Raw genomic sequence first — 22,632 nt, 5'->3', positions numbered from 1 at the left:
CCTGCGGGCTCCGTTTTTTATTTCAAGCTCAATGCGGATAAATCGCGCCCAGAACCCGCTCGCCCGCCGCGCCCGTCACCGCCGCGATATTTCCCGGTTCGCGCGCTATACAGCGCATCGCGAGCCACGCGAACGCCAACGCCTCGACCTGCTGCGGCGGAACGCCAAGCGCTTCGGTTGTCATCACGGGGACGCCCGACACGCCGCTTTCCTCCAGCGCCTGCTGGATCGCGCTCATCAGCACCGGATTGCGTGCGCCGCCGCCGCAGACGTACACCGCGCGCACATCGGAGGCATGGCGTTCGATCTCGCGCGCGACGCTCACCGCCGTCAGTGCGACGAGCGTCGCCTGCACGTCGGCGGGCGGGACGTTGGCGAATGCCGCGAGTTTCGCGTCGAGCCACGCCGGGTTGAACAGGTCGCGGCCGGTGCTTTTGGGCGGCGCCTGCTCGAAAAACGGTTCGTCGAGGAGCGCGTTCAAAAGCGGCCGATGCACCTGTCCCTGCGCCGCAAACTGCCCGCCCTCGTCGTAGGGACGTTTCAGATGCCGGTGCGCCCACTCGTCGAGCAGTGCGTTCGCCGGGCCGCAATCGAAACCGCGCACCGCGCCGTTCGCCGACAACACCGTGATATTGCTGATCCCGCCCAGATTGCAGACGACGCGCGTCTCGCCCGGCGCACCGAACACGGTCGCGTGGAACGCCGGCACGAGCGGCGCGCCCTGGCCGCCGGCGGCGACGTCGCGGCTGCGGAAATCGGAGATCACGTCGATGTTCGTCATTTCCGCGAGCAGCGCCGGGTTGTTGATCTGGGTCGTGTACCCCTTTTCCGGCCGATGCCGCACCGTCTGCCCGTGCACGCCGATCGCGCGCACCTTCGTGGCCGAGCAGTTGCTCATGCTCTGCAGTTCGTGGCAGCAGACGGCGTAGCGCGTCGCGAGCGCGTTCGCCGCGAGCGCCGCGCGCTCGATTTCGTTCTCGCCGGGCGTCTGCAAGGCGAAGAGCGCGTCGCGCATGCCCTGCGAAAAGCTCACGTGCGCCTCGCCGATCACGACGGGCGGCTTGCCGGTCGTGAACTGAACCGCGACGCCGTCGACGCCGTCCATGCTCGTCCCCGACATCAAACCGAAGTACACGCCGTCCGCCTTGCCGGTTTCGATTGCCTCGGTTTTTCGTCCCACGCTCGTCTCCTGTCGATGCCGATTTCGCCAATAAAGCGCGATTATCCGCGCATCGGGTGAAATCGGTAAGTCGCTTCAGAATCGGCGCGCGCGGTCGAAAGCGGGGCGAAGCGAGGCGTCATCGCGTAAAATCCTGTGCCTGAACAAGGGATTGCAGCGCATCGCGCGCCTTTCGCCGCGTGCCTGCCCCAGCCGTTTGCGCTAGCGTTTTCGCCGGCCCGTCGACTTTCGCGCCGCCGCCAGTTGCGCCGGCCATCGAATCACATTCAATCCAGAAGCCGCAAGCATGACCACTGAATCCAACGCGCCCGCCGCGCCCGCTTTCCCCATCACCGACGAAGTACGCGCCGCGCTCGCAATCGCCAGGCGCGGCGCCGACGAACTGCTGATCGAAGACGAATTCGCGCAGAAGCTCGCAAGGAGCGCCGCGACGAAGAAGCCGCTGCGCATCAAGCTCGGCCTCGATCCGACCGCGCCGGACATTCACATCGGCCACACGGTCGTGCTGAACAAGATGCGGCAATTGCAGGATCTCGGCCATCACGTGATTTTCCTGATCGGCGATTTCACGTCGCTGATCGGTGATCCGTCGGGCCGCAATGCGACGCGCCCGCCGCTCACGCGCGAGCAGATCGAATCGAACGCGAAGACGTATTTCGAGCAGGCTTCGCTCGTGCTCGACCGCGAGAAGACCGAGATCCGCTACAACAGCGAGTGGTGCATGCCGCTCGGCGCCGACGGCATGATCAAGCTCGCGTCGCGTTACACCGTCGCGCGCATTCTCGAACGTGAGGACTTCACGAAGCGCTTTCAGGGCGGCGTGCCGATCTCGATCCACGAGTTCCTGTACCCGCTGATGCAGGGCTACGACTCGGTCGCGCTGAATTCGGACCTCGAACTCGGCGGCACGGACCAGAAGTTCAACCTGCTCGTCGGCCGCGAACTACAGAAGCAGTACGGGCAGGAACAACAGTGCATTCTCACGATGCCGCTGCTCGAAGGGCTCGACGGCATCGAGAAGATGTCGAAGTCGAAGAACAATTACATCGGCATCAGCGAAAAACCGACCGACATGTTCGGCAAGCTGATGAGCATCTCCGACACGCTGATGTGGCGCTATTTCGAACTGCTGTCGTTCCGCAGCATCGAGGAGATCGCGCAGTTCAAGAAGGAAGCCGGCGAAGGGCGCAATCCGCGCGATTTCAAGGTGCTGCTCGGGCAGGAAATCGTCGCGCGGTTCCATTCGGCGGCCGATGCCGGGCGCGCGCTCGAAGACTTCAACCACCGCGCGAAGGGCGGCGTGCCGGACGATATTCCGAGCGTGAAGCTGTCCGGCGCGCCGCTTGCAATCGGGCAGTTGCTGAAGCAGGCGGGGCTCGTGCCGTCGACGAGCGAGGCGCTGCGCAACATCGACCAGAACGGTGTGAAGATCGACGGCGAGGTTATTTCAGATCGCGGTCTGAAAGTCGAAGCGGGCGAATTCGTCGTGCAGGTCGGCAAGCGCCGCTTCGCGCGCGTCACGCTCACCGCTTAAGGTGATCGCGCTCATCCAGCGGGTGCGGCGCGCGGAAGTGCGCGTCGCGGATCGCGTAACCGGCGCGATCGACGCGGGCTTGCTCGCGTTCGTCTGCGCCGAACGCAACGACACCGAAGCCGCCGCCGACAAGCTCCTCACGAAGATGCTCGCGTACCGCGTGTTCAGCGATGCCGCCGGCAAGATGAACCTGCCGGTGCAGAACATCGACGGGAATGGGCGCGCGGGCGGCGTGCTGCTCGTCTCGCAATTCACGCTCGCCGCCGATACGTCGAGCGGCCTGCGCCCGAGCTTCACGCCTGCCGCGCCGCCGGACGAGGGCAAGCGTCTCTTTGACTACTTCGTCGCAGAGGCGCGGGCGAAACATCCGATCGTCGAGACCGGCGAATTCGGCGCCGACATGCAGGTGTCGCTCGTCAACGACGGGCCGGTCACCTTCTGGCTGCAAGTCCAACCGTGATCGTGGCGACGCGCGCGATCCATCCCGACATCAAGACAACGCGCAAATGACCACGCAGATTCTCTTCATCCGCCACGGCGAAACCGACTGGAACCGCATCAAGCGCATCCAGGGCCACATTGATATCCCGCTCAACGCGACCGGGCTCGCGCAGGCCGCGCAACTGGCGGCGCGTTTCGAGCGGGAAAGAGCGGCGGGCGCGCGGCTCGACGCGGTCTATTCGAGCGATTTGCAGCGCGCGCAGCAGACGGCGCGTCCTTTCGCCGATGCGCTCGGCCTCCCGCTGCAACTGAGCGAAGGCTTGCGCGAGCGCTGGTACGGCGCATTCCAGGGCCACGACAGCGACGAAATCAACGACAAGTTTCCCGAGGAATACGTCGAATGGCAGACCCGCGATCCGGGCTTCGCGCCGCCCGGCGGCGAGTCGCAGCGCGTGTTCTATCATCGCGTGCTTCATGCGGTCGAGCCGATCGTGGCGGCACATCCGGGCGGGCGCATCGCGCTGGTGGCGCACGGCGGCGTGCTCGATTGCGTCTACCGGTTCGCGATGCAGATTCCGCTGAGGGACCCGCGCAAGTGGCCGCTGCTCAATGGCAGCGTGAATGTCGTGGAGTTTGAGAGCGGCGCGGCGAAGGTCGTCGCTTGGGGCGATATTGCGCATCTGTCGACGGGTAGCAGCGACGACGAACTGCGCAAAACCGCCTGATTCAGCGCCCCTTCGCGTCCCACAGATCGCGGATCGGGCCCGCGTCAGGTGCGGCCAGGCCGAAGTGGCGATACGTCAGCAACGTAGCGACACGCCCGCGCGGCGTGCGCTGCAAATAACCCTGCTGGATCAGGTAAGGCTCGAGCACGTCTTCGATCGTGTCGCGCTCTTCACCGATCGCCGCCGCCAGGTTGTCCACGCCGACCGGACCCCCGTCGAACTTGTGCAGAATCGCTTCGAGCAGCTTGCGGTCCATCAGATCGAAGCCGACTGCATCGACGTCGAGCATTTTCAGCGCGGCATCGGCGACGGACGCCGTGATGTTGCCGTCGGCCTTCACCTCGGCGAAATCGCGCACGCGCCGCAGCAGCCGGTTCGCGATCCGCGGCGTGCCGCGCGCGCGTTTCGCGATCTCCAGCGCGCCTTCCGGAACGATTTCCGCCTTCAATAGCGACGCCGAGCGCGTCACGATCCGCGCCAATTCGCTCGCGTTATAGAACTCGAGCCGCGACACGATCCCGAAGCGATCGCGCAGCGGATTCGTCAGCATGCCCGCGCGCGTCGTGGCGCCAACAAGCGTGAACGGCTGCAAATCGAGCTTGACGCTGCGCGCAGCGGGCCCCTCGCCGATCATGATGTCGATCTGATAATCCTCGAGCGCCGGGTACAGGATTTCCTCGACGACCGGTGAGAGCCGGTGAATCTCGTCGATGAACAGCACGTCGTTGGCTTCGAGATTCGTGAGAAGCGCGGCGAGATCGCCCGCGCGCTCCAAAACTGGCCCCGACGTCTGCCGCAGATTCACGCCCATTTCGCGCGCGATGATATGCGCGAGCGTCGTCTTGCCGAGCCCCGGCGGGCCGAACAGCAGCACGTGGTCGAGCGCTTCGGAGCGACGCTTCGCCGCCTCGATGAAGATTTCGAGCTGGCCGCGCACCTTCTCCTGGCCGACGTATTCATCCAGTTGGCGCGGGCGCAGCGCGCGCTCGAACGCTTCTTCGTTCGGCGAGACGGGCGTGGCCGAGATGATGCGTTCGGCGGCGAGTTTGTCGGTTTCGATCATGTTTTCGATTGTACAGGCGTAGTTTTGCGACGTAGAGGCTACGTTTCGTCGGACTCGTGCGCGCCGTCCCCATTACCCGCGACGACCACCAGCACTTCCGCCTGCACCGCGCCGAGCGTGCGGATGCGGTGCGGCAGCGCGGCGTTGAAATGCATGGCGTCGCCGGTCTTGAGGGCGATCGTCTCTCCGCCGACTTCCACTTCGATCGCGCCGCGATGCACGAACAGGAACTCGTCACCCGCATGCTCCTTGAACGTCGATGCCGCGAAATCCGCGGGCGGACGCAGCACGAACGGCAGCAGCGCGCGTTCGTCCGGGCCGCCGCCGATCATCTGCACGCGTGGCTCGCCGCCCTCGGCGCCGCCCGACAGCGCGATGCGTTCGGTCTTGCGCACGATCGTCACGGGTTCGCGCGCGGCGCGGCCGGCGAACAGGCTCTCGACGTCCACCCGCAACGCCTCAGCGAGCTTGAGCGCGACCGAAATCGACGGCGTGCTCAAGCCGCGCTCCACCTTCGACAGATAGCTCTTCGTCAGGCCGGTGAGCTGGCCGAGCGTGTCGAGCGTCATGCCGCTTTGCTTGCGCAACATCTTCAATCGGACGCTCATAGGGCTTTTCGATGGAATCGCATAGAAATCATTGATTGGCTATGACACCAAGTGTCATGTAGTTTACTCTGTGTCCTATCGATCAAACGCGCGGTGAAGTGAAGCCGCAATTCTGGCACGGAGTCATAGATGGCAAACAGTCTTGAAGCAGCGAAATCCGAACTCGTCGAACTGGCGCATCGGCGGATGCAACACGCAATCGCCGATAACGCGTGGAGCGATCGGCAAAGACTCGCGCTGACGTGTCGCATCCTGTTCGACGGCGGACACGATTCCGGCCTCGCCGGACAGATCACGTGCCGCACCGGCACGCCCGGGCGCTATTACACGCAGCAGCTCGGCCTCGGTTTCGACGAGATCAGCGAACGCAATCTGCTCGAAGTCGACGAGGACCTGAACGTGATCGAGGGCGCCGGCATGGCGAATCCCGCGAACCGCTTTCATACGTGGATCTACCGGCATCGCAGCGACGTGAACTGCATCGTTCACACGCATCCGGCGCACGTTGCCGCGCTGTCGATGCTGGAGACGCCGCTCGTCGTCTCGCACATGGACACCTGTCCGCTCTACGACGACTGCGCGTTCCTGCCGAAGTGGCCGGGCATTCCCGTCGGCAACGAGGAGGGCGAGATGATCACGCGCGCCCTCGGCGACAAACGGGCGGTGCTGCTTGCGCACCACGGGCACGTCGTCACCGGCCGGACGATCGAGGAGGCGTGCGTGCTCGCAATGCTCATCGAGCGCGCCGCGCGCCTGCAACTGCTCGCGATGAGCGCGGGCGACATCAAGCCGATGCCGCCGGAACTCGCGATCGAGGCGCGCAACTGGATCACGACCGACAAGCGCCACGCCGCCGCGTTCGCGTATTACGCGCGCCGGGCGCTGCGCACGCACGCGGACTGTCTCGCGTGAACCTCCTCAACACTACGAAGAACCCGACCATGACCGAAAGCCCTTCGCAATTCCACGGCATCATCGCGTACCCCGTGACGCCCTTCGCCGCCGACGGCTCCGTCGACGAAACCGCGCTGCGGCGCCTGATCGACCGCCTGATCGACGACGGCGCGCACGCGATTGCGCCGCTCGGCAGCACGGGCGAAAGCGCGTATCTGACGGAGGCCGAGTGGCAACGCGTCGCGGCGATTTCAATCGAGCAGGCGAACAGACGCGTGCCGGTGATCGTCGGTGTGTCCGACTTGACGACAGCGGGCGCCGTGCAGCGCGCGCGTTTCGCTGCGCAGCGCGGCAGCGATGCCGTGATGTTGCTCCCGGTGTCGTACTGGAAACTGAGCGAGGCGGAGATTTTCGAGCACGTCAGCGCGGTCGCACGCGCAACCGACACGCCGATCATGCTCTACAACAATCCCGCGACGAGCGGCGTGGACATGCAGCCGGAATTCATCGTGCGCATGGTGAACGCGATCGACAACGTCACCATGGTGAAGGAAAGCACCGGCGACATCCAGCGCATGCATCGCATCGCGCAGCTTTCGGATCACCGCATCCGGTTCTACAACGGCTGCAATCCGCTGGCGCTGGAGGCGTTCGCCGCGGGCGCGACGGGCTGGTGCACGGCCGCCGCGAACCTGATTCCCGCGCAGGTGCTGGAGCTCTACCAGGCGGCGCGCGCCGGCGATTTCGATACGGCGCGACGCGTGTTTTACCAGCAGTTGCCGGTGCTGCAATTCATCCTGAAGGGCGGCCTGCCGACGACGGTCAAAGCGGGACTCTCTTTACGCGGCTTCGATGCGGGCGCACCGCGCCTGCCTCTCGTGGCGGCATCCATGGAGTCGCGCGTCGAACTGGCGCGGCTCCTCGACCAGGCGCTGGCCCGCTGAACGCGGCCTCGCGCATTTCAGGACTCAGCGAGTCCATCCATAAAAAAGGAACAATCATGAAATCGAAAGCAGTCTTCTATCACGCGGGATGTCCGGTCTGCGTGTCCGCTGAACAGCAATTCGTCACGGCGCTCGACCCGAAACAGTTCGACGTCGAAGTCGTGCATCTCGGTACTCAACCGGATCGCCTCGGCGACGCGAAGCGCGCCGGCGTGGTGTCCGTGCCTGCGCTGGTGCTCGACGGCGCGCCGTTTCACATCAACTTCGGCGCGAAGCTGAGCGATCTCGACGCCTAAAAGCTACAACGCCCGCGCGAGCGATAGTCCGCGCGGGCGTCGTAAGGTCAACTCTTCGACAACGCCTTCAACGCCAGCTTGATCCCCTCGGACACCCCCGTTCCCGCTGGCATGTTCTTCACCGCCGCGAGCGCTTCCTTCTCCGAATACCCGAGCGCGAGCAACGCATTCAGAATATCGCTCGCGTGATCCGAGACCGCTATCGCGCCTGCCACGGCACCGAGATCCGCGCCGAGTTTCCCCTTCAGTTCGAGCAGCAACCGCTCGGCCGTCTTCTTGCCGATGCCCGGCGTGCGCGTGAGGCGCGCGGCGTCCTGCAGCGTCACAGCCTGCGCGAGTTCCTGGACGCTCATACCCGACAGCACCGCGAGCGCCATCCGCGCGCCGATCCCGCTGATCTTGAGCAGTTCGCGAAACGTCGTGCGTTCCTGCGCGGTGCCGAAACCGTAAAGCAGATGCGCATCCTCGCGCACGATCAGTTGCGTGAGCAACACGACCTTCTCGCCGTTGTGCGGCAGGTTGTAGAACGTGCTCATCGGCACGGCGATTTCATACCCGACGCCGCCGCAATCGACGAGCAGATGCGGCGGATTTTTTTCCAGCAGAACGCCGGCGATGCGACCGATCATGGTGAGCTTCGTGAAAAAGTGGATTAACCGCGATTTAACCGATGAGCCGCCCGCGCCGCACGCGCAGGCCTTTCTTCGCGAGCGATGGCGCGATGCCGCCGAGCGTCGCGAGCGCGCCGCCGCCGTGCGCGTGGCAGATCGCCATGCCGAGGGCGTCAGCGGCGTCGGTGCTGGGCACGCCCGTGAGGTTGAGCAGGCGCACGACCATCTGCTGCATTTGTTCCTTGGTGGCGCGCCCGTATCCGACGACCGCCTGCTTCAACTGCAACGCCGTATATTCCGCGACCGGCACGCCGCTGGCAACCAGACCGCAGATCGCGGCGCCGCGCGCCTGGCCGAGGAGCAGCGTCGATTGCGGATTCACGTTGACGAACACCTTTTCGATCGCCGACTGGTCGGGCGCGTGCTGCGCGACGAGCGTCGAAATGCCTTCGAAGATCGTATTCAGGCGCGACGGGAGGTCGGCATCGGCGGTCTTGATGACGCCGCTCGTCACGTAGGTCAGCGTGTGGCCGGTCTTGTCGATGACGCCGAAGCCGGTGACGCGCAGGCCCGGGTCTATGCCGAGGATTCGCATGGGATCGGAGAAGTGGCCTCGGTGGGAAATGGACAGGCCCTATTGTCGGCGCCGCGCGCGATTGCGGCAACGCCGGCGCGCGCGAGGCGGCCGGCGTGCGCGACGGTCAGTGCCGGAAGTGGCGCGTGCCGGTGAGGATCATCGCGACGTTGTGCTCGTCGGCGGCGGCGACGACTTCGTCGTCGCGCATCGAGCCGCCGGGCTGGATCACGCAGGTCGCGCCCGCGTTCACGACGACGTCGAGGCCGTCGCGGAACGGGAAGAACGCATCCGAAGCCACCGCCGAGCCCGTCAGCGTGAGCCCCGCGTTCTGCGCCTTGATACTCGCGATGCGCGCCGAATCCACGCGGCTCATTTGCCCCGCGCCGACGCCGAGCGTCATGCCGCCACCGCAGAACACGATCGCGTTCGATTTCACATACTTCGCCACGCGCCACGCGAACATCAGGTCGTCCATTTCTTTCGGCGTCGGATGGCGCTTCGTTACGACGCGCAGCTCATGCGGCTGCACGTTCTTCGAGTCGAGCGACTGTACGAGCAGCCCGCCGCCGACGCGCTTCAGGTCGAACGCGTTGTGGCCGTCGCCGAGCGCGATTTGCAGCAAGCGCACGTTCTGCTTCGCGGCGAACACCTGCTTCGCGGCGTCGCTGAACGAGGGCGCGATCAGCACTTCGACGAACTGCTTCGCGACCGCCTGCGCCGCCGCTTCGTCGACTTCGCGATTGAACGCGATGATCCCGCCGAACGCCGACGTCGGATCGGTCTGGAAAGCCTTCGCGTACGCATCGTGAGCGTTCGCGCCGATCGCCACGCCGCACGGATTCGCGTGCTTGATGATGACGCAGGCGGGCGTGTCGAAGGTTTTCACGCATTCCCACGCGGCGTCGGAGTCGGCGATGTTGTTGTAGGACAGTTCCTTGCCCTGCAACTGCTTGTAGTTCGCCAGCGCGCCAGCGGGCGTCGTCAAATCGCGGTAAAACGCCGCGCTTTGATGCGGATTTTCGCCGTAGCGCAGGTCCTGCACCTTCTCGAACGCGAGGTTGAACGTCGACGGATACGTGTTGCGGTCGGCGTGGCGCAGTTCGTCGGTAAGGCTCGTCAGGTAATTCGTGATCGCGCCGTCGTACTGCGCGGTGTGCGCGAAAACCTTCGTCGCGAGCTTGAAATTCGTCGCGTAACCGACCGAATTGCCGTTCGTGCGCATTTCGTCGAGGACGGTCTTGTAGTCCGCCGGGTCGACGACGACCGTCACGTCGCGATGATTCTTCGCCGCCGAGCGCAGCATCGTCGGACCGCCGATGTCGATGTTCTCGATCGCGTCTTCCAGCGAGCACTCTTCCTTCGCCACCGTCTGCACGAACGGATACAGGTTCACGACGAGCAGGTCGATCGTCGGGATCTCGTGTTGTTCGAGCGCGGCCATGTGTTCCGGCAGGTCGCGGCGCGCGAGGATGCCGCCGTGCACTTTCGGATGCAGCGTCTTCACGCGGCCATCGAGCATTTCCGGGAAGCCGGTGTAATCGGCGACTTCGGTGACGGGCAGACCCGAGTCGGCGAGCAGTTTCGCCGTGCCGCCGGTCGACAGGAGCTTGACGCCGAGGTCCGACAGCGATTTCGCAAAATCGACGATGCCGGACTTGTCGGAAACGGAAATGAGCGCTTGCTTGATCATGATGAAGGCTGAAACCGAAGTAGGGATGCGGAACGGGCCTTGAGCCGTGGCCCTGCGGATCAAATCAGTCCGTGCTGTTGCAGCTTCTTGCGCAGCGTGTTGCGGTTGATGCCGAGATATTCAGCCGCGAGCGACTGGTTGCCGCCCGCCTGCTCGAGGACCACCTCGAGCAACGGTTTTTCGACGCACGAAATCACCATGTCGTAGACGTCGTGCGGATTGGAGCCGTCGAGATCCTGAAAATAGTTGTCCAGGCTCTGGCGGACGCATTGTTCGATGTTATGTCTGCTCATGCGGCAATTCGGTCTGTGGTGTTCTGCCCGTCGCACGATTCTTCATCCCCGGCTTCCTCCGGCCCGAGCGCTTCGTCAACATAGACGAGACGGTCGGACAACGCTTTTTGAGCGTCGAAGAATTCGTTGACGGCGAGCAATTGTTCTCGTGTGGTATCCAGCGTGTTCATGCGATGCCTGAACGTATTGGCGCCAGAAAGGCCGCGAGTGTACCAGCCGATGTGCTTGCGCGCAGTGCGTACGCCCGTGAATTCCCCGTAGAAGGCGTAGTGGTCTTCGAGGTGCTCGTTCATCACCTGCTGGATCTCGTCGATGCGCGGCGGCAGCATGCGCTCGCCGGTCAAAAGGAAGTGCTCGATCTCGCGGAACAGCCACGGCCGGCCCTGCGCCGCGCGGCCGATCATGATGGCGTCGGCGCCGGTGGCGGCGAGCACGTCGCGCGCTTTTTCCGGCGTGGCGATGTCGCCGTTCGCGACCACGGGAATTTTCACCGACGCCTTCACCGCCGCGATGGTTTCGTATTCCGCGTCGCCCTTGTAGAGGTCGGCGCGGGTGCGGCCGTGGACGGTGAGCATAGCGATGCCCGCGTTCTCGGCGATCCGCGCGATGTTCAGCGCGTTCTTGTTCTCGCGATTCCAGCCGGTGCGGATTTTCAGCGTGACGGGCACGGCATCCGGCCCGACGCCGACCGCCTGCACCACCGCCTCGACGATCCGCGCGACGAGCGCCTCGTTTTGCAAGAGCGCGGAACCCGCCGCGACATTGCAGACCTTCTTCGCGGGACAGCCCATGTTGATGTCGATGATCTGCGCGCCGTTCGCGACGTTGTGACGCGCGGCTTCAGCCAGCATCTGCGGATCGGCGCCGGCGATCTGCACGGAGATCGGCTCGACTTCGCCGGCGTGGTTCGCGCGGCGCATCGTCTTCTCGCTTTTCCAGAGCTGCGCGTTCGACGCGACCATCTCCGACACTGCGTATCCCGCGCCCATGCGCTTGCACAACTGCCGGAACGGGCGGTCGGTGACGCCCGCCATCGGCGCGACGAAAAGATTGTTGCGAAGAACGTGTGAACCGATGCTGGGCATGAAGGCGGGCGGCGTCCGCATGACACGGCGGACACGATAATGCGTTAGGAAAACAGCTATTTTAACGCGAACGCGTTGCTGAATTTAAGTGCAATCGCATGCAAGTCTTTAAATCTTCTATGAAAGTCGGGGGTCGGGAGGGGGATAAGTCGGGGTGGATGGCGTGGGGCGGTGCACACCGGCGAGCGCTCGGCGCCCCGCTGGCCGAGCCTTTCGATGATTCGCAGATTCGGCGTTGCCGTTCAGCGCCGCTGCCCGAACATCATCTGCCTGGCGAGCGCCGTCTTCACCGGCGGCAGGAATTCCAGCGCCGTCAACGCGAGCCCGCGCAGCGCGGCGAGCGGCGGAAAATCGATGGTGAACACGCGCGCGAGCGTATCGGTCGCGCCGATCGTCAGGCGCCGGTCGAGCGCCCGGCGCTGCGCGAAGTGCGCAAGCGCAAGCGGCGTAGCGCCGTCGATGGAGAGCGCGTCGCAGAGTGCGTGGGCGTCGCGCAGGCCGAGGTTCAGGCCCTGCCCGGCGACCGGATGCAGCGTCTGCGCCGCGTTGCCGATCGCGACCGTGCGCCGCTCGACGAGCGCATGCAGCGCGTTCAGCCCGAGCGGAAAGGTGGCGCGGCCCTTGATCTGCGTGAAGCGGCCCATGCGCTCGCCGAACGCGGCGCCGAGTTCGGCGAGGAACGCCTCGTCGGGAAGCTCGGCGCGGCGCGCGGCTTCGTCAGGCGTGCAGCACCAGACGAGCGAATAATCGGCGTGACGCGCGCCTCCGCATGGCAGGAGCGCGATCGGGCCCTCGCGCGTGAAGCGCTCCCACGCGACGTTCGGCTGCGGCGCTGCAACGCTCACCGTCCCGACGATCGCCGTCTGCCCGTAATCGCGGGCGTGTTCGCGCGAATCCTCGTACAAGCCGCCTTCCGCATTTACGAGAACGCGCGCGCGGATCGTGCGCTCGCCGCTCGCGGATTGCACCGGCAGCGTGACGCCGTCGTGGTCCTGCATCGGCGGGAGGGCGTGCGTTTCGGTGAGCCAGTGGACGCCGCTCTCGCGCACCGCCTTCGCGAGCGCGCTCACGAGCGACCCGTAACGCGCGACGTAGCCGAGCGCGGGCAGTTCGTGCTCGTCGTGCTCGATCAGCGTGCGGCCGAAGTGCCCGCGCTGCGAGACGTGGATGCGGCGGATCGGCGTGGCGTCGGCGGGAAAGCCGAGCGTCTCCAGCATCACGCGGCTGCCGTGCGAGAGCGCGAGCGAACGCGGATCGGCAGATGCCGCCTCGGGCGTGCGCGCGTCGATCAACGCGACCGACAGGCGCGAAGTCGCGCTGCGCCGCGCGAGCCAGCCGGCGAGCGCGAGCCCGACCGGCCCCGCGCCGACGATCGCGATATCGAAGTCGAAGGGAATGGCTTCGGTCATTACGGATTCACCTCGACGCGCGCATCAACGCTTCGATTTCGGCGGCATCGACGGGAATTTCGCGCGTGATCAGCTCGCAGCCGGTGGCCGTGACGATGGCGTCGTCCTCGATGCGGATGCCGGTGTTCCAGAAGCGTTCGGGCACGTCGTCGGCGGGGCGCACGTACAGGCCAGGCTCGATCGTCAGCGCCATGCCCGGCTTGAGCGTGCGCCACGGACGCGCGCCCTGGTCGTCGAGCGGACCTTCATGGTCGCGGTAATCGCCCGCGTCGTGCACGTCCATGCCGATCCAGTGGCCCGTCCGATGCATGTAAAAACGCGAATAGGCGCGCTGGGCGATCACGTCCTCGGCGGTGGCGAATTTGGTTTTATCGACGATGCCGGTATCCAGCAGCCCTTGCGACAACACGCGCAATGCCGCCTGATGCGGGGCGTCGAAGCTGACCCCGGCGCGCGTCGCATCGACCGCAGCCGATTGCGCGGCCAGGACGATGTCGTACAGCTCGCGCTGCGCGGACGTGAATCGGCCGCTCGCGGGGAAGGTGCGGGTGATGTCGGAGGCGTAGCCGTCGAGCTCGCACGCGGCGTCGATCAGGATCAGGTCGTTTTCCTGGATGATCGCGTTGCCCGCCGGGTAGTGCAGCACGCAGGCGTTCGCGCCCGTCGCGACGATCGAACCGTACGCAGGCGCCTGGGCGCCGTGGCGGCGGAACGTGTAGAGCAACTCCGCTTCGAGCTCGTATTCATGCAGGCCGGGACGGCACGCCTGCATCGCGCGTCGATGCGCTTCGGCCGAAATCGATCCGGCGCGGCGCATGATCGCGATCTCGTGGGCGTCCTTGACCAAACGCATTTCGTCGAGAAGCGGCAGCAGGTTCTGCGCCTTCGACGGGGCTTCGATTCCACTGCGGCTCTGCGCGCGCACAGTGGACAGCCAGCCGCGCACCTTCGCGTCGAGTTCCGCCGATGTGCCGAGCGCATAGTGCAGCGCGGGCGAATCGGCGATGAGGCGCGGCATGTGTTCGTCGATCGAATCGATGGCGAAGGCCGCGTCGAGACCGAACGCGTCGCGTGTGCCTTCCGGGCCGAAGCGGATGCCTTCCCACGTCTCGCGTTCGGCGTTTTTCTCGCGGCAGAAGAGGATCGACGACGGTTCGCCTTCCTCGGCGCTCGCGTCGAGCACGAGCGTCGCTTCGGGTTCGGCGAAGCCCGTCAGGTAATAGAAGTAGCTGTCGTGGCGATACGGATAGTCGGTGTCGCGATTGCGCATGACTTCCGGCGCGGTCGGCACGATGGCGACGCCGCCGCCCGCAAGCTTGAGCGCCGCGAGCACGCGTTCGCGGCGGGCGCGGTAGACGTCGATGGCGGATTCGGTCTGTGAGTTCATCCACAGATTGTAGCGCCCGCGTATAAATGGCGGGCGCCGCCGCGTCATTCTTCGCGAGGCGCGTCCTGGCTCGCCGGACGATTGCGCACGCTGCCCGCGATCAGGTCGAAGCGGAACAGGCGGCATTCGAGCGCGCCGTTGAAAAGCGGCGTTTTCGTCGATTCGCGCAGGCGCATGAGGCCCGGCAGCTTGCGGTCGGATGTGAGCACGTAAGCGCGCCAGCCGGGAAAGCGCTGCTTGAGCGCATTGCCGAACGAGATGAAGAACTCGGTATCGGCGGGATCGGGCTGGGCGCGGGTGAAGGCTTCGTCGTCTTCGTCGCGATCACGGCGGCCGCGTCCCGTGTCGCGGATTTCGCCGCGCGGGCCGCGGCCTCGCACTTCGATCCGCTCGCCATACGGCGGGTTCGCGACCAGGATGCCGGGGGCATCGGTGGGCGGCGTCATGTTGCGGGCGTCGACCTGTTTCAGCGACAAATCCGGCAACCCCGCGCGGTCCAGGTTGGCGCGCGCCTTGTCGAGCATGTCGCCGGAGATGTCGCTGCCGAAGATTTGCAGATCGGCGCGCGAGGTGCGCGCGGCGCGCTTGGCATCGACGGCGGCGACTTTCAGCTTCTGCCACGCGTTGACGTCGTATTGCTTCAGCTTCTCGAAGCCGAACCGGCGCTCGACGCCCGGCGCGATGTTCAGCGCCACTTGCGCGGCTTCGGCGAGGAACGTACCGCTGCCGCACATCGGATCGTAGAGCGGCGTGCCGGGCGTCCAGCCGGTCAGGCGCAGGATGCCGGCCGCGAGATTTTCGCGCAGGGGCGCCGCGCCCTTGTCGAGCCGCCAGCCGCGCTTGAAGAGCGGGTCGCCGGAGGTGTCGAGGTAGAGCGTGCATTCGTTGATCGTGAGGAACGCGAAGACGCGCACGTCGGGTTGCTGCGTATCGACGCTCGGACGTGAGCCGCTCAGTTCGCGCAGACGGTCGCAGACGGCGTCCTTCACCCGCAGCGTCGCGAATTCGAGGCTGCGCAGCGGCGATTTGATCGCGGTGATGTCGACGCGCATCGTCTGGTTCGGTGTGAACCACTGCTCCCATTGCTGCTGGTAGGCGAGTTCGTAGATGTCGTTTTCGCTGCGATACGGGCCGTGGGCGATTTTCAGGAGCACGCGGCTCGCGATGCGCGAATGCAGGTTCGCCGCCATGCCGGCTGTCCAGCCGCCTTTGAAATGCACGCCGCCCGGGACTTGCGCGCCTGCCTTGAAGGATGCGCCGCCAAGATGGCGCTGCCCGATTTCGGCAAGCTCGGCCGCGAGTGGCACTTCGAGGCCGCGCGGGCAGGGGACAAACCAGTCGAACAGGGCAGGGGGCATGGCGGGAGGTGCGTCGTTGATGTCTTGGGAGGTGACATTGTACGCGGGGGCGATTATCGAGGTCGTGGCCTGACACAGAAACGCCGAGGCCCCGCAAACTAAACTTGCGGGGCCTCGGCTTCAATACGACGGCGTGGGAAGAAGGTTAATCCACTGCCTTCATCATATCCTCCACGACCTTCTTCGCATCGCCAAAAACCATCATCGTCTTGTCCATATAGAACAGCTCGTTGTCGAGACCGGCATAACCCGCCGCCATCGACCGCTTGTTCACGATGATCGTCCTCGCCTTGTACGCTTCCAGAATCGGCATCCCTGCGATCGGAGAAGTCGGATCGGTTTTCGCCGCCGGGTTCACCACGTCGTTGGCGCCGAGCACGAGCACCACGTCGGTCTGACCGAACTCGCTGTTGATGTCCTCCATCTCGTGGACCAGTTCGTACGGCACTTCCGCCTCCGCCAGCAGCACGTTCATATGCCCCGGCATCCGTCCGGCGACCGGGTGAATCGCGTAACGCACGTCGATGCCTTTCTCGACAAGCTTGTCGGTCAGCTCCTTCAGCGCGTGCTGGGCGCGAGCGACCGCCAGCCCATACCCCGGCACGATCACCACGCTTTCCGCGTTACCGAGCATGAACGCGGCATCATCGGCCGAACCGGATTTGACCGGGCGTTGCTCCGTCGAACCGCCGGTAGCCGCCGCACCGCCTTCATTACCGAACCCGCCGAGCAGCACGTTGAAGAACGACCGGTTCATCGCCTTGCACATGATGTACGACAGAATCGCACCCGACGACCCCACGAGCGACCCCGCGATGATCAGCATCGGATTGTTCAGCGAGAAGCCGATACCCGCCGCCGCCCACCCCGAATACGAGTTGAGCATCGACACGACCACCGGCATATCCGCGCCGCCGATCGGGATGATGATCAGCACGCCGAGCCCGAACGCGATCAGCGTCATCACGACGAACGGCAGCCACGATTGCGTCAGCATGAAGATGATGCCGAAGCCGAGCATTGCGATCGCGAGCAGCAGGTTGATCATGTGCTGGCCCGGATACACGACCGGCGCGCCCTTGAACAAGCGGAACTTGTATTTGCCCGAGAGCTTGCCGAACGCGATGACCGACCCGGAGAACGTGATCGCCCCGACGAACGTGCCGATGAACAACTCGACGCGATTGCCGTAAGGGATCAGATAGCCGGGAGGCGCGAGCCCGAACGCCGACGGTTCGGCAACCACCGCGTACGCAATCGCGACCGCAGCGAGACCGATCAGCGAGTGCATCGCGGCGACGAGTTCGGGCATCTTCGTCATCTCGACTTTCGCCGCGATGTACGAGCCCGCCGCACCGCCGATGATCAGCGCAGCAAACAAGAGCCCGAGGCCGAAGCCAAGATTGGACCCGAGCAGCGCCGCCTGCTTCACGATCAGCGCGAGCGTCGTGAGGATGGCGATCGCCATGCCGGTCATGCCGAACGTGTTGCCGAGCCGCGCGGTCTTCGGATTGGACAAGCCCTTCAATGCCTGGATGAAACACACCGAGGCGACGAGATAAAGCAGCGTGACGACGTTGAGGCTCATCGCGCGCCCTCCTTGCCCGAAGCGAGCTTCTTAGGCTCTTTCTTCTTGAACATTTCGAGCATGCGTCTCGTCACGAGAAAGCCGCCGAACACGTTCACGGCTGCCAGCACGACAGCCAACGTGCCAAAGAACTTGCTCGTGCCGCTGACCGTGAGGCCGGTCGCGAGCATCGCGCCGACGATCACGATCGCGGAGATCGCATTCGTCACCGCCATCAGCGGCGTGTGCAGCGCGGGCGTGACGTTCCACACCACGTGATAGCCGACGTAGATCGCCAGCACGAAGATGATCAGGTTGATCACCGTGTGATTGATGATGTCCACTTCCATGTCTATGTCCCCTTACGCCGATGCCGGCCGCGTGACTTGTCCGTCGCGGCACTGGAGCGTGGCCGCGACGATATCGTCCGCGAGATCGATGTTGAGCGTGCCTTCCTTCGAGATGATCAGCTTGAGGAAGTCGAGCAGGTTGCGTGCGTAGAGCGCGGAGGCATCGGCGGCGACCATTGATGCGAGATTGGTATAACCGACGATATGCACACCATGCTTCATCACCGCCTGATCGACTTCGGTCAGCGGACAATTGCCGCCCTTCTTGCCCTCGTACTCGGGACCACGGCCCGCAGCGAGATCGATGATCACGGAGCCCGGCTTCATGTGCTTGACCGTTTCGACGGACAGCAACGTCGGCGCGGGGCGGCCCGGAATCAGCGCGGTGGAGATCACGATATCGGCGAGCTTCGCACGCTCGTGCACCTGAGCCGCTTGCCGCGCGAGCCAGCTTGGCGGCATCGGGCGCGCGTACCCGCCGACACCCACTGCCGCTTCGCGTTCCTCATCGGTTTCGAAGGGCACATCGACGAACTTCGCACCCAGCGACTCGATCTGCTCCTTGACGGCCGGCCGCACATCGGACGCTTCGACCACGGCGCCTAAGCGCTTGGCCGTCGCGATCGCCTGCAAGCCCGCGACGCCCGCGCCGAGAATTAGCACGCGCGCGGCTTTCACCGTGCCCGCGGCGGTCATCAGCATCGGCATGAATCGCTGATACAGATTGCACGCGACCAGCACCGCCTTGTAGCCCGCGATGTTCGCTTGCGAAGACAGCACGTCGAGGCTTTGCGCGCGCGTCGTGCGTGGCGCGGCTTCGAGCGCGAACGCGGTGACGCCTGCCGCAGCCAAGCGGGCGGTGTTGTCGGTATTGAAGGGATCGAGCATGCCGGCCAGCACGCTGCCTGACTTCAGCAACGGCAATTCGGCTTCGCTCGGGGACTGGACTTTGAGAACGATCTCAGCGGCAAAAGCAGTGTTCACATCGACCAGCTCGGCGCCCGCAACGGCGTAAGCATCGTCGATATAGCTCGCCGGCAAGCCCGCACCGCTTTGCACCGTGACCCGGTGACCTTGCGATACGAGTTTCTTGACCGTCTCGGGCGTCGCGGCGACGCGCGCCTCGTTCGCCCGCGTTTCAGCAGGCACTCCGATGTGCATCTTTGAATCCTCCATGGTTCTACGCGCGCGTTCGGTCAGGAAGCGCGGGACTTAGGCTGAGTTATGAAATTCAAATGCTGGGGCAAACGGCTACCGCAACTGTAACCGAAGAACGCCATTGTAAAAATGTGATCCGGCACTTGAATGGCGCATTTGTGCAACGGGTTTTTCAGGCTTGCGCCCGCGGCCGTTTTGGACCTACGGGCGTGAAAGTGTGCGAAACGGTAAAATAGCGACCCATGAAACCAGACCATTGGGCACCGCATGTGACGGTGGCGGCCATCGTCGAGCGGGACGGACGTTTTCTCGTGATCGAGGAACACACGTCGGCGGGACTTCGGATAAACCAACCGGCCGGTCATCTGGAGGCGGGCGAGACGCTCGCTGAAGCGGTGGTCCGCGAGACGCTGGAGGAAACCGCGCATCGCTTCGTGCCGGAGGCGTTAGTCGGCGCCTACATGACGCACTTCGCGCGGCCGGGGCGTGACGTCACTTACCTGCGCTTCACGTTTTGTGGCACATCGGCGGGCGAGGAAGTGGGGCGCAAGCTCGATGATGGCATCGTCCGCGCGATGTGGCTCACCGCCGACGAACTGCGCGCCTGCACGGCGCGGCACCGGACGCCGCTCGTCATGCGTTGCGTCGACGATTATCTTGCCGGGCGGCGCGTGCCGCTCGACTTCATTCATACGCATTCGGTAGCGCCAGTGGTGCGGGCCTGAGCCCTTCGATGCCCGCCACGGCGCCGCTTCAGCAAATCGGTAGCAACATGAGCAAGCAAAAGGTGGTGGTGGGGATGTCGGGCGGTGTCGATTCGTCGGTGACGGCGTGGCTGCTGAAAGAGCAGGGCTACGACGTCGTCGGTCTCTTCATGAAGAACTGGGAAGACGACGACGACGGCGAATACTGCTCGACGCGCCAGGACTGGATCGACGTGGTGTCGGTTGCGGATCTGATAGGCATCGACGTGGAAGCCGTCAACTTCGCCGCCGAGTACAAGGACCGCGTGTTCGCCGAGTTCCTGCGCGAATATTCGGCGGGCCGCACGCCGAACCCGGACGTGCTCTGCAACGCCGAGATCAAGTTCAAGGCGTTCCTCGACCACGCGATGTCGCTCGGCGCCGAGACCATCGCGACGGGCCACTATGCCCGCGTTCGCGAGCACGACGGCCTGTTCCAGTTGCTCAAGGCCACGGATTGGACCAAAGATCAGTCGTACTTTTTGCATCGGCTGAATCAGCAGCAGTTGTCGAAGACGCTGTTTCCGCTCGGCGAGATGCCGAAGACGCGCGTGCGCGAGATCGCCGCGCAGATCGGCCTGCCGAACGCGAAGAAGAAGGATTCGACCGGCATCTGCTTCATCGGCGAACGGCCGTTCCGCGAATTCCTGAATCGCTACCTGCCCACCCAACCCGGCCCGATGAAGACGCCCGATGGCAAGACCATCGGCGAGCATATCGGGCTCGCGTTCTACACGTTCGGGCAGCGCAAGGGCATCGGCATCGGCGGGGCGAAGGACGGCAGCGGTGAGCCGTGGTTCGTCGCGGGCAAGGACATGGCGAGCAATACGCTCTACGTCGTGCAGGGGCACGATCATCCGTGGCTGCTCGCGCGCACGCTCGTCGCGGGGAATACGAGCTGGGTCGCCGGATCGGCGCCCGAGGAAGGCGCGTCATGTGGCGCGAAGACGCGCTATCGGCAGGCGGATGCTGCGTGCAGCTTCGGTGCGGCGTCGGATGGGCGTTTCGAGCTAAGTTTCGACGAGGCGCAATGGGCCGTGACCCCGGGGCAATCGGCGGTGCTTTACCAGGGCGACGTGTGTCTGGGCGGCGGCATCATCGAGCAGGCTGTGACGGAGTCGTCGCCAGTGCCGGCGAATGAGGCGGCGCTACTGAGCGCGCGCTGACCGTTTCTTCGCGCAGATTTTTGCCCGTCTGCGCGCGAAACCTTTTTTGATACAAGCGCTTGACTGTCTACCTAGTAGTAGATAATCATCGGCGAATGGACAAAAATACCGTACGCGACCAAGTGCTCGACCACGCCCGCACTCTTTTGATGACGCGCGGCTACAACGCATTTAGTTATCGCGATCTGTCGGAACGGGTCGGGGTGAAGACGTCGAGCATCCATTACTACTTTCCGTCGAAGGAAGATCTGGCCTTCGAAGCGGTCAATGCTTATAGCGCGGACGTCATGTCGTCGATCTACGCGATCGACAGCTCCGCCCCCGCCGATAAAAAACTCGACCGGTATGTGAAGGTGCTGGTGAGAGTGATCGGCGAGGAGGGCGATCGCGTTTGTCTGTGCGGCATGCTCGCGGCGGACATCGCTTCCTTGCCCGACAATGTGCGGCAAGCAGTACAGGCGTTTTTCAGGGCCAATGAGAACTGGCTCGCAAAGGTGCTGGCCGAAGGCGAAATCCAGGAGACGCTGCACGCAAACAATCAGCCCGAAGCCGCTGCCCGCGCGTTATTTGCAGCGTTTCAGGGAAGCCTGCTCGCGGCGCGGCTTTTCCAGACGCCCGCGCGGCTGGATGAAATTATGCAGGTCGCAAAGCGTTGAAAAATGTGGATAACTCGGTTCCATTCAGGCTCATTTGTCTATCTTTAGATAGATAGATTTTGGCGGATTTTGCCGAGTGGACGAATATAGGTCGCCTTCCACGCGGTCGCCGGTGAAATTCAGTATTTGTACGCCACCGTACCGGCGTTTTCGCCAGTTTTATCCGCCAATCTATCTATCAGTAGATGAAGTCGATTGTAGCGGCGAAAAAAAAGCCACCGGTCGGGTGGCTCTCTTTGATTACGGAGCTGAATCAGCTCGGCATCGTATCGATGAACGACTGCCGTTGCGAGAGTCGCTGGAAATGCTTCTCCAGATTCGGATAGTCCTCGCGCCAGTTCCTCTCCGGCATGCGGAAGTCGAGATATCCGAGCGCGCATCCGCAAGCGATATCGGCGAGGGTGAAATGATTCGCCGAGCACCACGGCTTCGAGCCGAGCCCTTTCGCCATCGCCTTCAGGCCGTCGTCGACCTTGCGTTGCTGGCGCGCAACCCACGCCGCACTGCGATGCTCTTCCTCGCGCAGCACGGTTTCGAGCCGGATCAGCACCGCCGCGTCGAGCATGCCGTCCGCGAGCGCCTCCCAGCAGCGCACTTCCGTGCGCTCGCGCCGCTCTTGCGGCAACAGCTTGCCGACGGGCGTCAGCGTATCGACGTATTCGCAGATCACGCGCGAATCGAACACGGCTTCGCCGTCGTCGAGAACCAGGCACGGCACCTTGCCGATCGGGTTGTAATTGTGAATCTTCGAATCGGGCGCCCAGACGTTTTCGAGCACCAGTTCGCAGTCGATTTTCTTCTCCGCCATCACGATCCGCGCCTTGCGGACGAACGGGCTGCTTAGCGAACCGATCAGTTTCATCATCTTCTTTGCGGGTTTTCAGCAAGATTGGTCAT

At 64.3% G+C, this 22,632-nt stretch carries 24 protein-coding genes; 9 read left to right on the top strand and 15 right to left on the bottom strand.

What is annotated here, in order from left to right; genetic code table 11:
* Window positions 1–28: 28 nt before the first annotated feature.
* Window positions 29–1,159 (bottom strand): anhydro-N-acetylmuramic acid kinase, encoded by a 1,131-nt coding sequence (locus AWB65_RS01825; RefSeq protein ID WP_087665695.1) that lies wholly within the window; start codon window positions 1,157–1,159, stop codon window positions 29–31.
* Between the two features lie 307 nt (window positions 1,160–1,466).
* Between AWB65_RS01825 and tyrS the strand changes: the two genes are divergently transcribed.
* From tyrS to AWB65_RS01810, 3 genes are read left to right on the top strand one after another with little or no spacing between them, the layout of a single operon-like run.
* A complete protein-coding gene (gene tyrS, locus AWB65_RS01820) occupies window positions 1,467–2,714 on the top strand; it encodes a tyrosine--tRNA ligase (RefSeq protein ID WP_087665491.1) in 1,248 nt (415 codons plus the stop codon).
* Window position 2,715: 1 nt separating this feature from the next.
* Entirely contained in the window at window positions 2,716–3,174 is a 459-nt protein-coding gene (gene dtd / locus AWB65_RS01815) for a D-aminoacyl-tRNA deacylase (protein WP_087665490.1), read from the top strand.
* Between the two features lie 46 nt (window positions 3,175–3,220).
* The gene (locus AWB65_RS01810) at window positions 3,221–3,880 is read left to right on the top strand and encodes a histidine phosphatase family protein (protein ID WP_087665489.1); all 660 of its coding nucleotides are present in this window, start codon (window positions 3,221–3,223) and stop codon (window positions 3,878–3,880) included.
* Between the two features lies 1 nt (window position 3,881).
* Here AWB65_RS01810 and ruvB read toward each other — a convergent pair whose 3' ends face one another.
* Together ruvB and AWB65_RS01800 are read right to left on the bottom strand one after the other, a co-directional pair.
* Window positions 3,882–4,943: a Holliday junction branch migration DNA helicase RuvB gene (gene ruvB, locus AWB65_RS01805; RefSeq protein WP_087665488.1), complete on the bottom strand. Its 1,062-nt coding sequence runs from the start codon at window positions 4,941–4,943 to the stop codon at window positions 3,882–3,884.
* A gap of 38 nt (window positions 4,944–4,981) precedes the next feature.
* On the bottom strand, window positions 4,982–5,551 hold the full coding sequence (locus AWB65_RS01800; RefSeq protein WP_087665487.1) for a helix-turn-helix domain-containing protein: 570 nt from the start codon (window positions 5,549–5,551) through the stop codon (window positions 4,982–4,984).
* Window positions 5,552–5,680: 129 nt separating this feature from the next.
* On the opposite strand from AWB65_RS01800, the gene AWB65_RS01795 reads away from it, so the two are divergent.
* From AWB65_RS01795 to AWB65_RS01785, 3 genes are read left to right on the top strand one after another with little or no spacing between them, the layout of a single operon-like run.
* Window positions 5,681–6,463: an aldolase gene (locus AWB65_RS01795; RefSeq protein ID WP_087665486.1), complete on the top strand. Its 783-nt coding sequence runs from the start codon at window positions 5,681–5,683 to the stop codon at window positions 6,461–6,463.
* Between the two features lie 29 nt (window positions 6,464–6,492).
* On the top strand, window positions 6,493–7,389 hold the full coding sequence (locus AWB65_RS01790) for a dihydrodipicolinate synthase family protein (protein ID WP_087665485.1): 897 nt from the start codon (window positions 6,493–6,495) through the stop codon (window positions 7,387–7,389).
* 56 nt (window positions 7,390–7,445) lie between these two features.
* Window positions 7,446–7,685: a thioredoxin family protein gene (locus AWB65_RS01785; RefSeq protein WP_087665484.1), complete on the top strand. Its 240-nt coding sequence runs from the start codon at window positions 7,446–7,448 to the stop codon at window positions 7,683–7,685.
* Window positions 7,686–7,732: 47 nt separating this feature from the next.
* Here the strand turns inward: AWB65_RS01785 and ruvA are convergent, their stop codons facing one another.
* The 11 genes from ruvA to AWB65_RS01730 all read right to left on the bottom strand — a co-directional run bounded on the left by ruvA (window position 7,733) and on the right by AWB65_RS01730 (window position 19,173).
* Entirely contained in the window at window positions 7,733–8,314 is a 582-nt protein-coding gene (gene ruvA, locus AWB65_RS01780) for a Holliday junction branch migration protein RuvA (protein WP_087665483.1), read from the bottom strand.
* A gap of 34 nt (window positions 8,315–8,348) precedes the next feature.
* Complete coding sequence (ruvC, locus tag AWB65_RS01775) at window positions 8,349–8,891, bottom strand: crossover junction endodeoxyribonuclease RuvC (RefSeq protein WP_087655915.1); 543 nt, start codon at window positions 8,889–8,891, stop codon at window positions 8,349–8,351.
* Between the two features lie 106 nt (window positions 8,892–8,997).
* Complete coding sequence (gene purH / locus AWB65_RS01770; protein ID WP_087665482.1) at window positions 8,998–10,563, bottom strand: bifunctional phosphoribosylaminoimidazolecarboxamide formyltransferase/IMP cyclohydrolase; 1,566 nt, start codon at window positions 10,561–10,563, stop codon at window positions 8,998–9,000.
* Window positions 10,564–10,622: 59 nt separating this feature from the next.
* Window positions 10,623–10,856 carry a Fis family transcriptional regulator gene (locus tag AWB65_RS01765; RefSeq protein WP_040052966.1) on the bottom strand — a complete coding sequence of 78 codons (234 nt, stop codon included), beginning with the start codon at window positions 10,854–10,856 and terminating at the stop codon, window positions 10,623–10,625.
* The gene (gene dusB / locus AWB65_RS01760; RefSeq protein ID WP_087665694.1) at window positions 10,853–11,941 is read right to left on the bottom strand and encodes a tRNA dihydrouridine synthase DusB; all 1,089 of its coding nucleotides are present in this window, start codon (window positions 11,939–11,941) and stop codon (window positions 10,853–10,855) included. Before dusB ends, AWB65_RS01765 begins: the two co-directional genes overlap by 4 nt.
* Window positions 11,942–12,183: 242 nt before the next feature.
* Complete coding sequence (locus AWB65_RS01755; RefSeq protein WP_087665481.1) at window positions 12,184–13,350, bottom strand: UbiH/UbiF/VisC/COQ6 family ubiquinone biosynthesis hydroxylase; 1,167 nt, start codon at window positions 13,348–13,350, stop codon at window positions 12,184–12,186.
* 7 nt (window positions 13,351–13,357) lie between these two features.
* Window positions 13,358–14,737, bottom strand: a complete 1,380-nt coding sequence (locus AWB65_RS01750) for an aminopeptidase P N-terminal domain-containing protein (RefSeq protein WP_087665693.1) — start codon at window positions 14,735–14,737, stop codon at window positions 13,358–13,360.
* Between the two features lie 44 nt (window positions 14,738–14,781).
* Window positions 14,782–16,095: a THUMP domain-containing class I SAM-dependent RNA methyltransferase gene (locus AWB65_RS01745; protein WP_087665480.1), complete on the bottom strand. Its 1,314-nt coding sequence runs from the start codon at window positions 16,093–16,095 to the stop codon at window positions 14,782–14,784.
* A 145-nt stretch (window positions 16,096–16,240) separates the two neighbouring features.
* Window positions 16,241–17,683, bottom strand: a complete 1,443-nt coding sequence (locus AWB65_RS01740; RefSeq protein ID WP_087665479.1) for an NAD(P)(+) transhydrogenase (Re/Si-specific) subunit beta — start codon at window positions 17,681–17,683, stop codon at window positions 16,241–16,243.
* Window positions 17,680–18,006: an NAD(P) transhydrogenase subunit alpha part 2 gene (locus tag AWB65_RS01735; protein ID WP_087665692.1), complete on the bottom strand. Its 327-nt coding sequence runs from the start codon at window positions 18,004–18,006 to the stop codon at window positions 17,680–17,682. The genes AWB65_RS01740 and AWB65_RS01735 overlap by 4 nt, the downstream gene beginning before the upstream one ends.
* A gap of 18 nt (window positions 18,007–18,024) precedes the next feature.
* Window positions 18,025–19,173 carry a Re/Si-specific NAD(P)(+) transhydrogenase subunit alpha gene (locus AWB65_RS01730; protein WP_087665478.1) on the bottom strand — a complete coding sequence of 383 codons (1,149 nt, stop codon included), beginning with the start codon at window positions 19,171–19,173 and terminating at the stop codon, window positions 18,025–18,027.
* Window positions 19,174–19,412: 239 nt separating this feature from the next.
* Between AWB65_RS01730 and AWB65_RS01725 the strand changes: the two genes are divergently transcribed.
* The 3 genes from AWB65_RS01725 (at window position 19,413) to AWB65_RS01715 (ending at window position 21,735) form a co-directional block, all read left to right on the top strand.
* A complete protein-coding gene (locus AWB65_RS01725) occupies window positions 19,413–19,895 on the top strand; it encodes an NUDIX hydrolase (RefSeq protein WP_087665477.1) in 483 nt (160 codons plus the stop codon).
* Between the two features lie 47 nt (window positions 19,896–19,942).
* Window positions 19,943–21,079 carry a tRNA 2-thiouridine(34) synthase MnmA gene (gene mnmA, locus AWB65_RS01720; RefSeq protein ID WP_087665691.1) on the top strand — a complete coding sequence of 379 codons (1,137 nt, stop codon included), beginning with the start codon at window positions 19,943–19,945 and terminating at the stop codon, window positions 21,077–21,079.
* Between the two features lie 95 nt (window positions 21,080–21,174).
* Window positions 21,175–21,735, top strand: a complete 561-nt coding sequence (locus AWB65_RS01715) for a TetR/AcrR family transcriptional regulator (protein WP_087665476.1) — start codon at window positions 21,175–21,177, stop codon at window positions 21,733–21,735.
* A gap of 253 nt (window positions 21,736–21,988) precedes the next feature.
* On the opposite strand, the gene AWB65_RS01710 is transcribed toward AWB65_RS01715, so the two are convergent.
* Window positions 21,989–22,600, bottom strand: coding sequence for a glutathione S-transferase C-terminal domain-containing protein (locus AWB65_RS01710; protein WP_087665475.1), 612 nt, complete (start codon window positions 22,598–22,600; stop codon window positions 21,989–21,991).
* Window positions 22,601–22,632 lie beyond the last annotated feature (32 nt).

Source organism: Caballeronia humi (assembly GCF_001544475.1).
In the GTDB taxonomy this organism is placed as follows: Bacteria; Pseudomonadota; Gammaproteobacteria; order Burkholderiales; family Burkholderiaceae; genus Caballeronia; species Caballeronia humi.
This window is presented reverse-complemented; position numbering and strand designations above follow the sequence as displayed.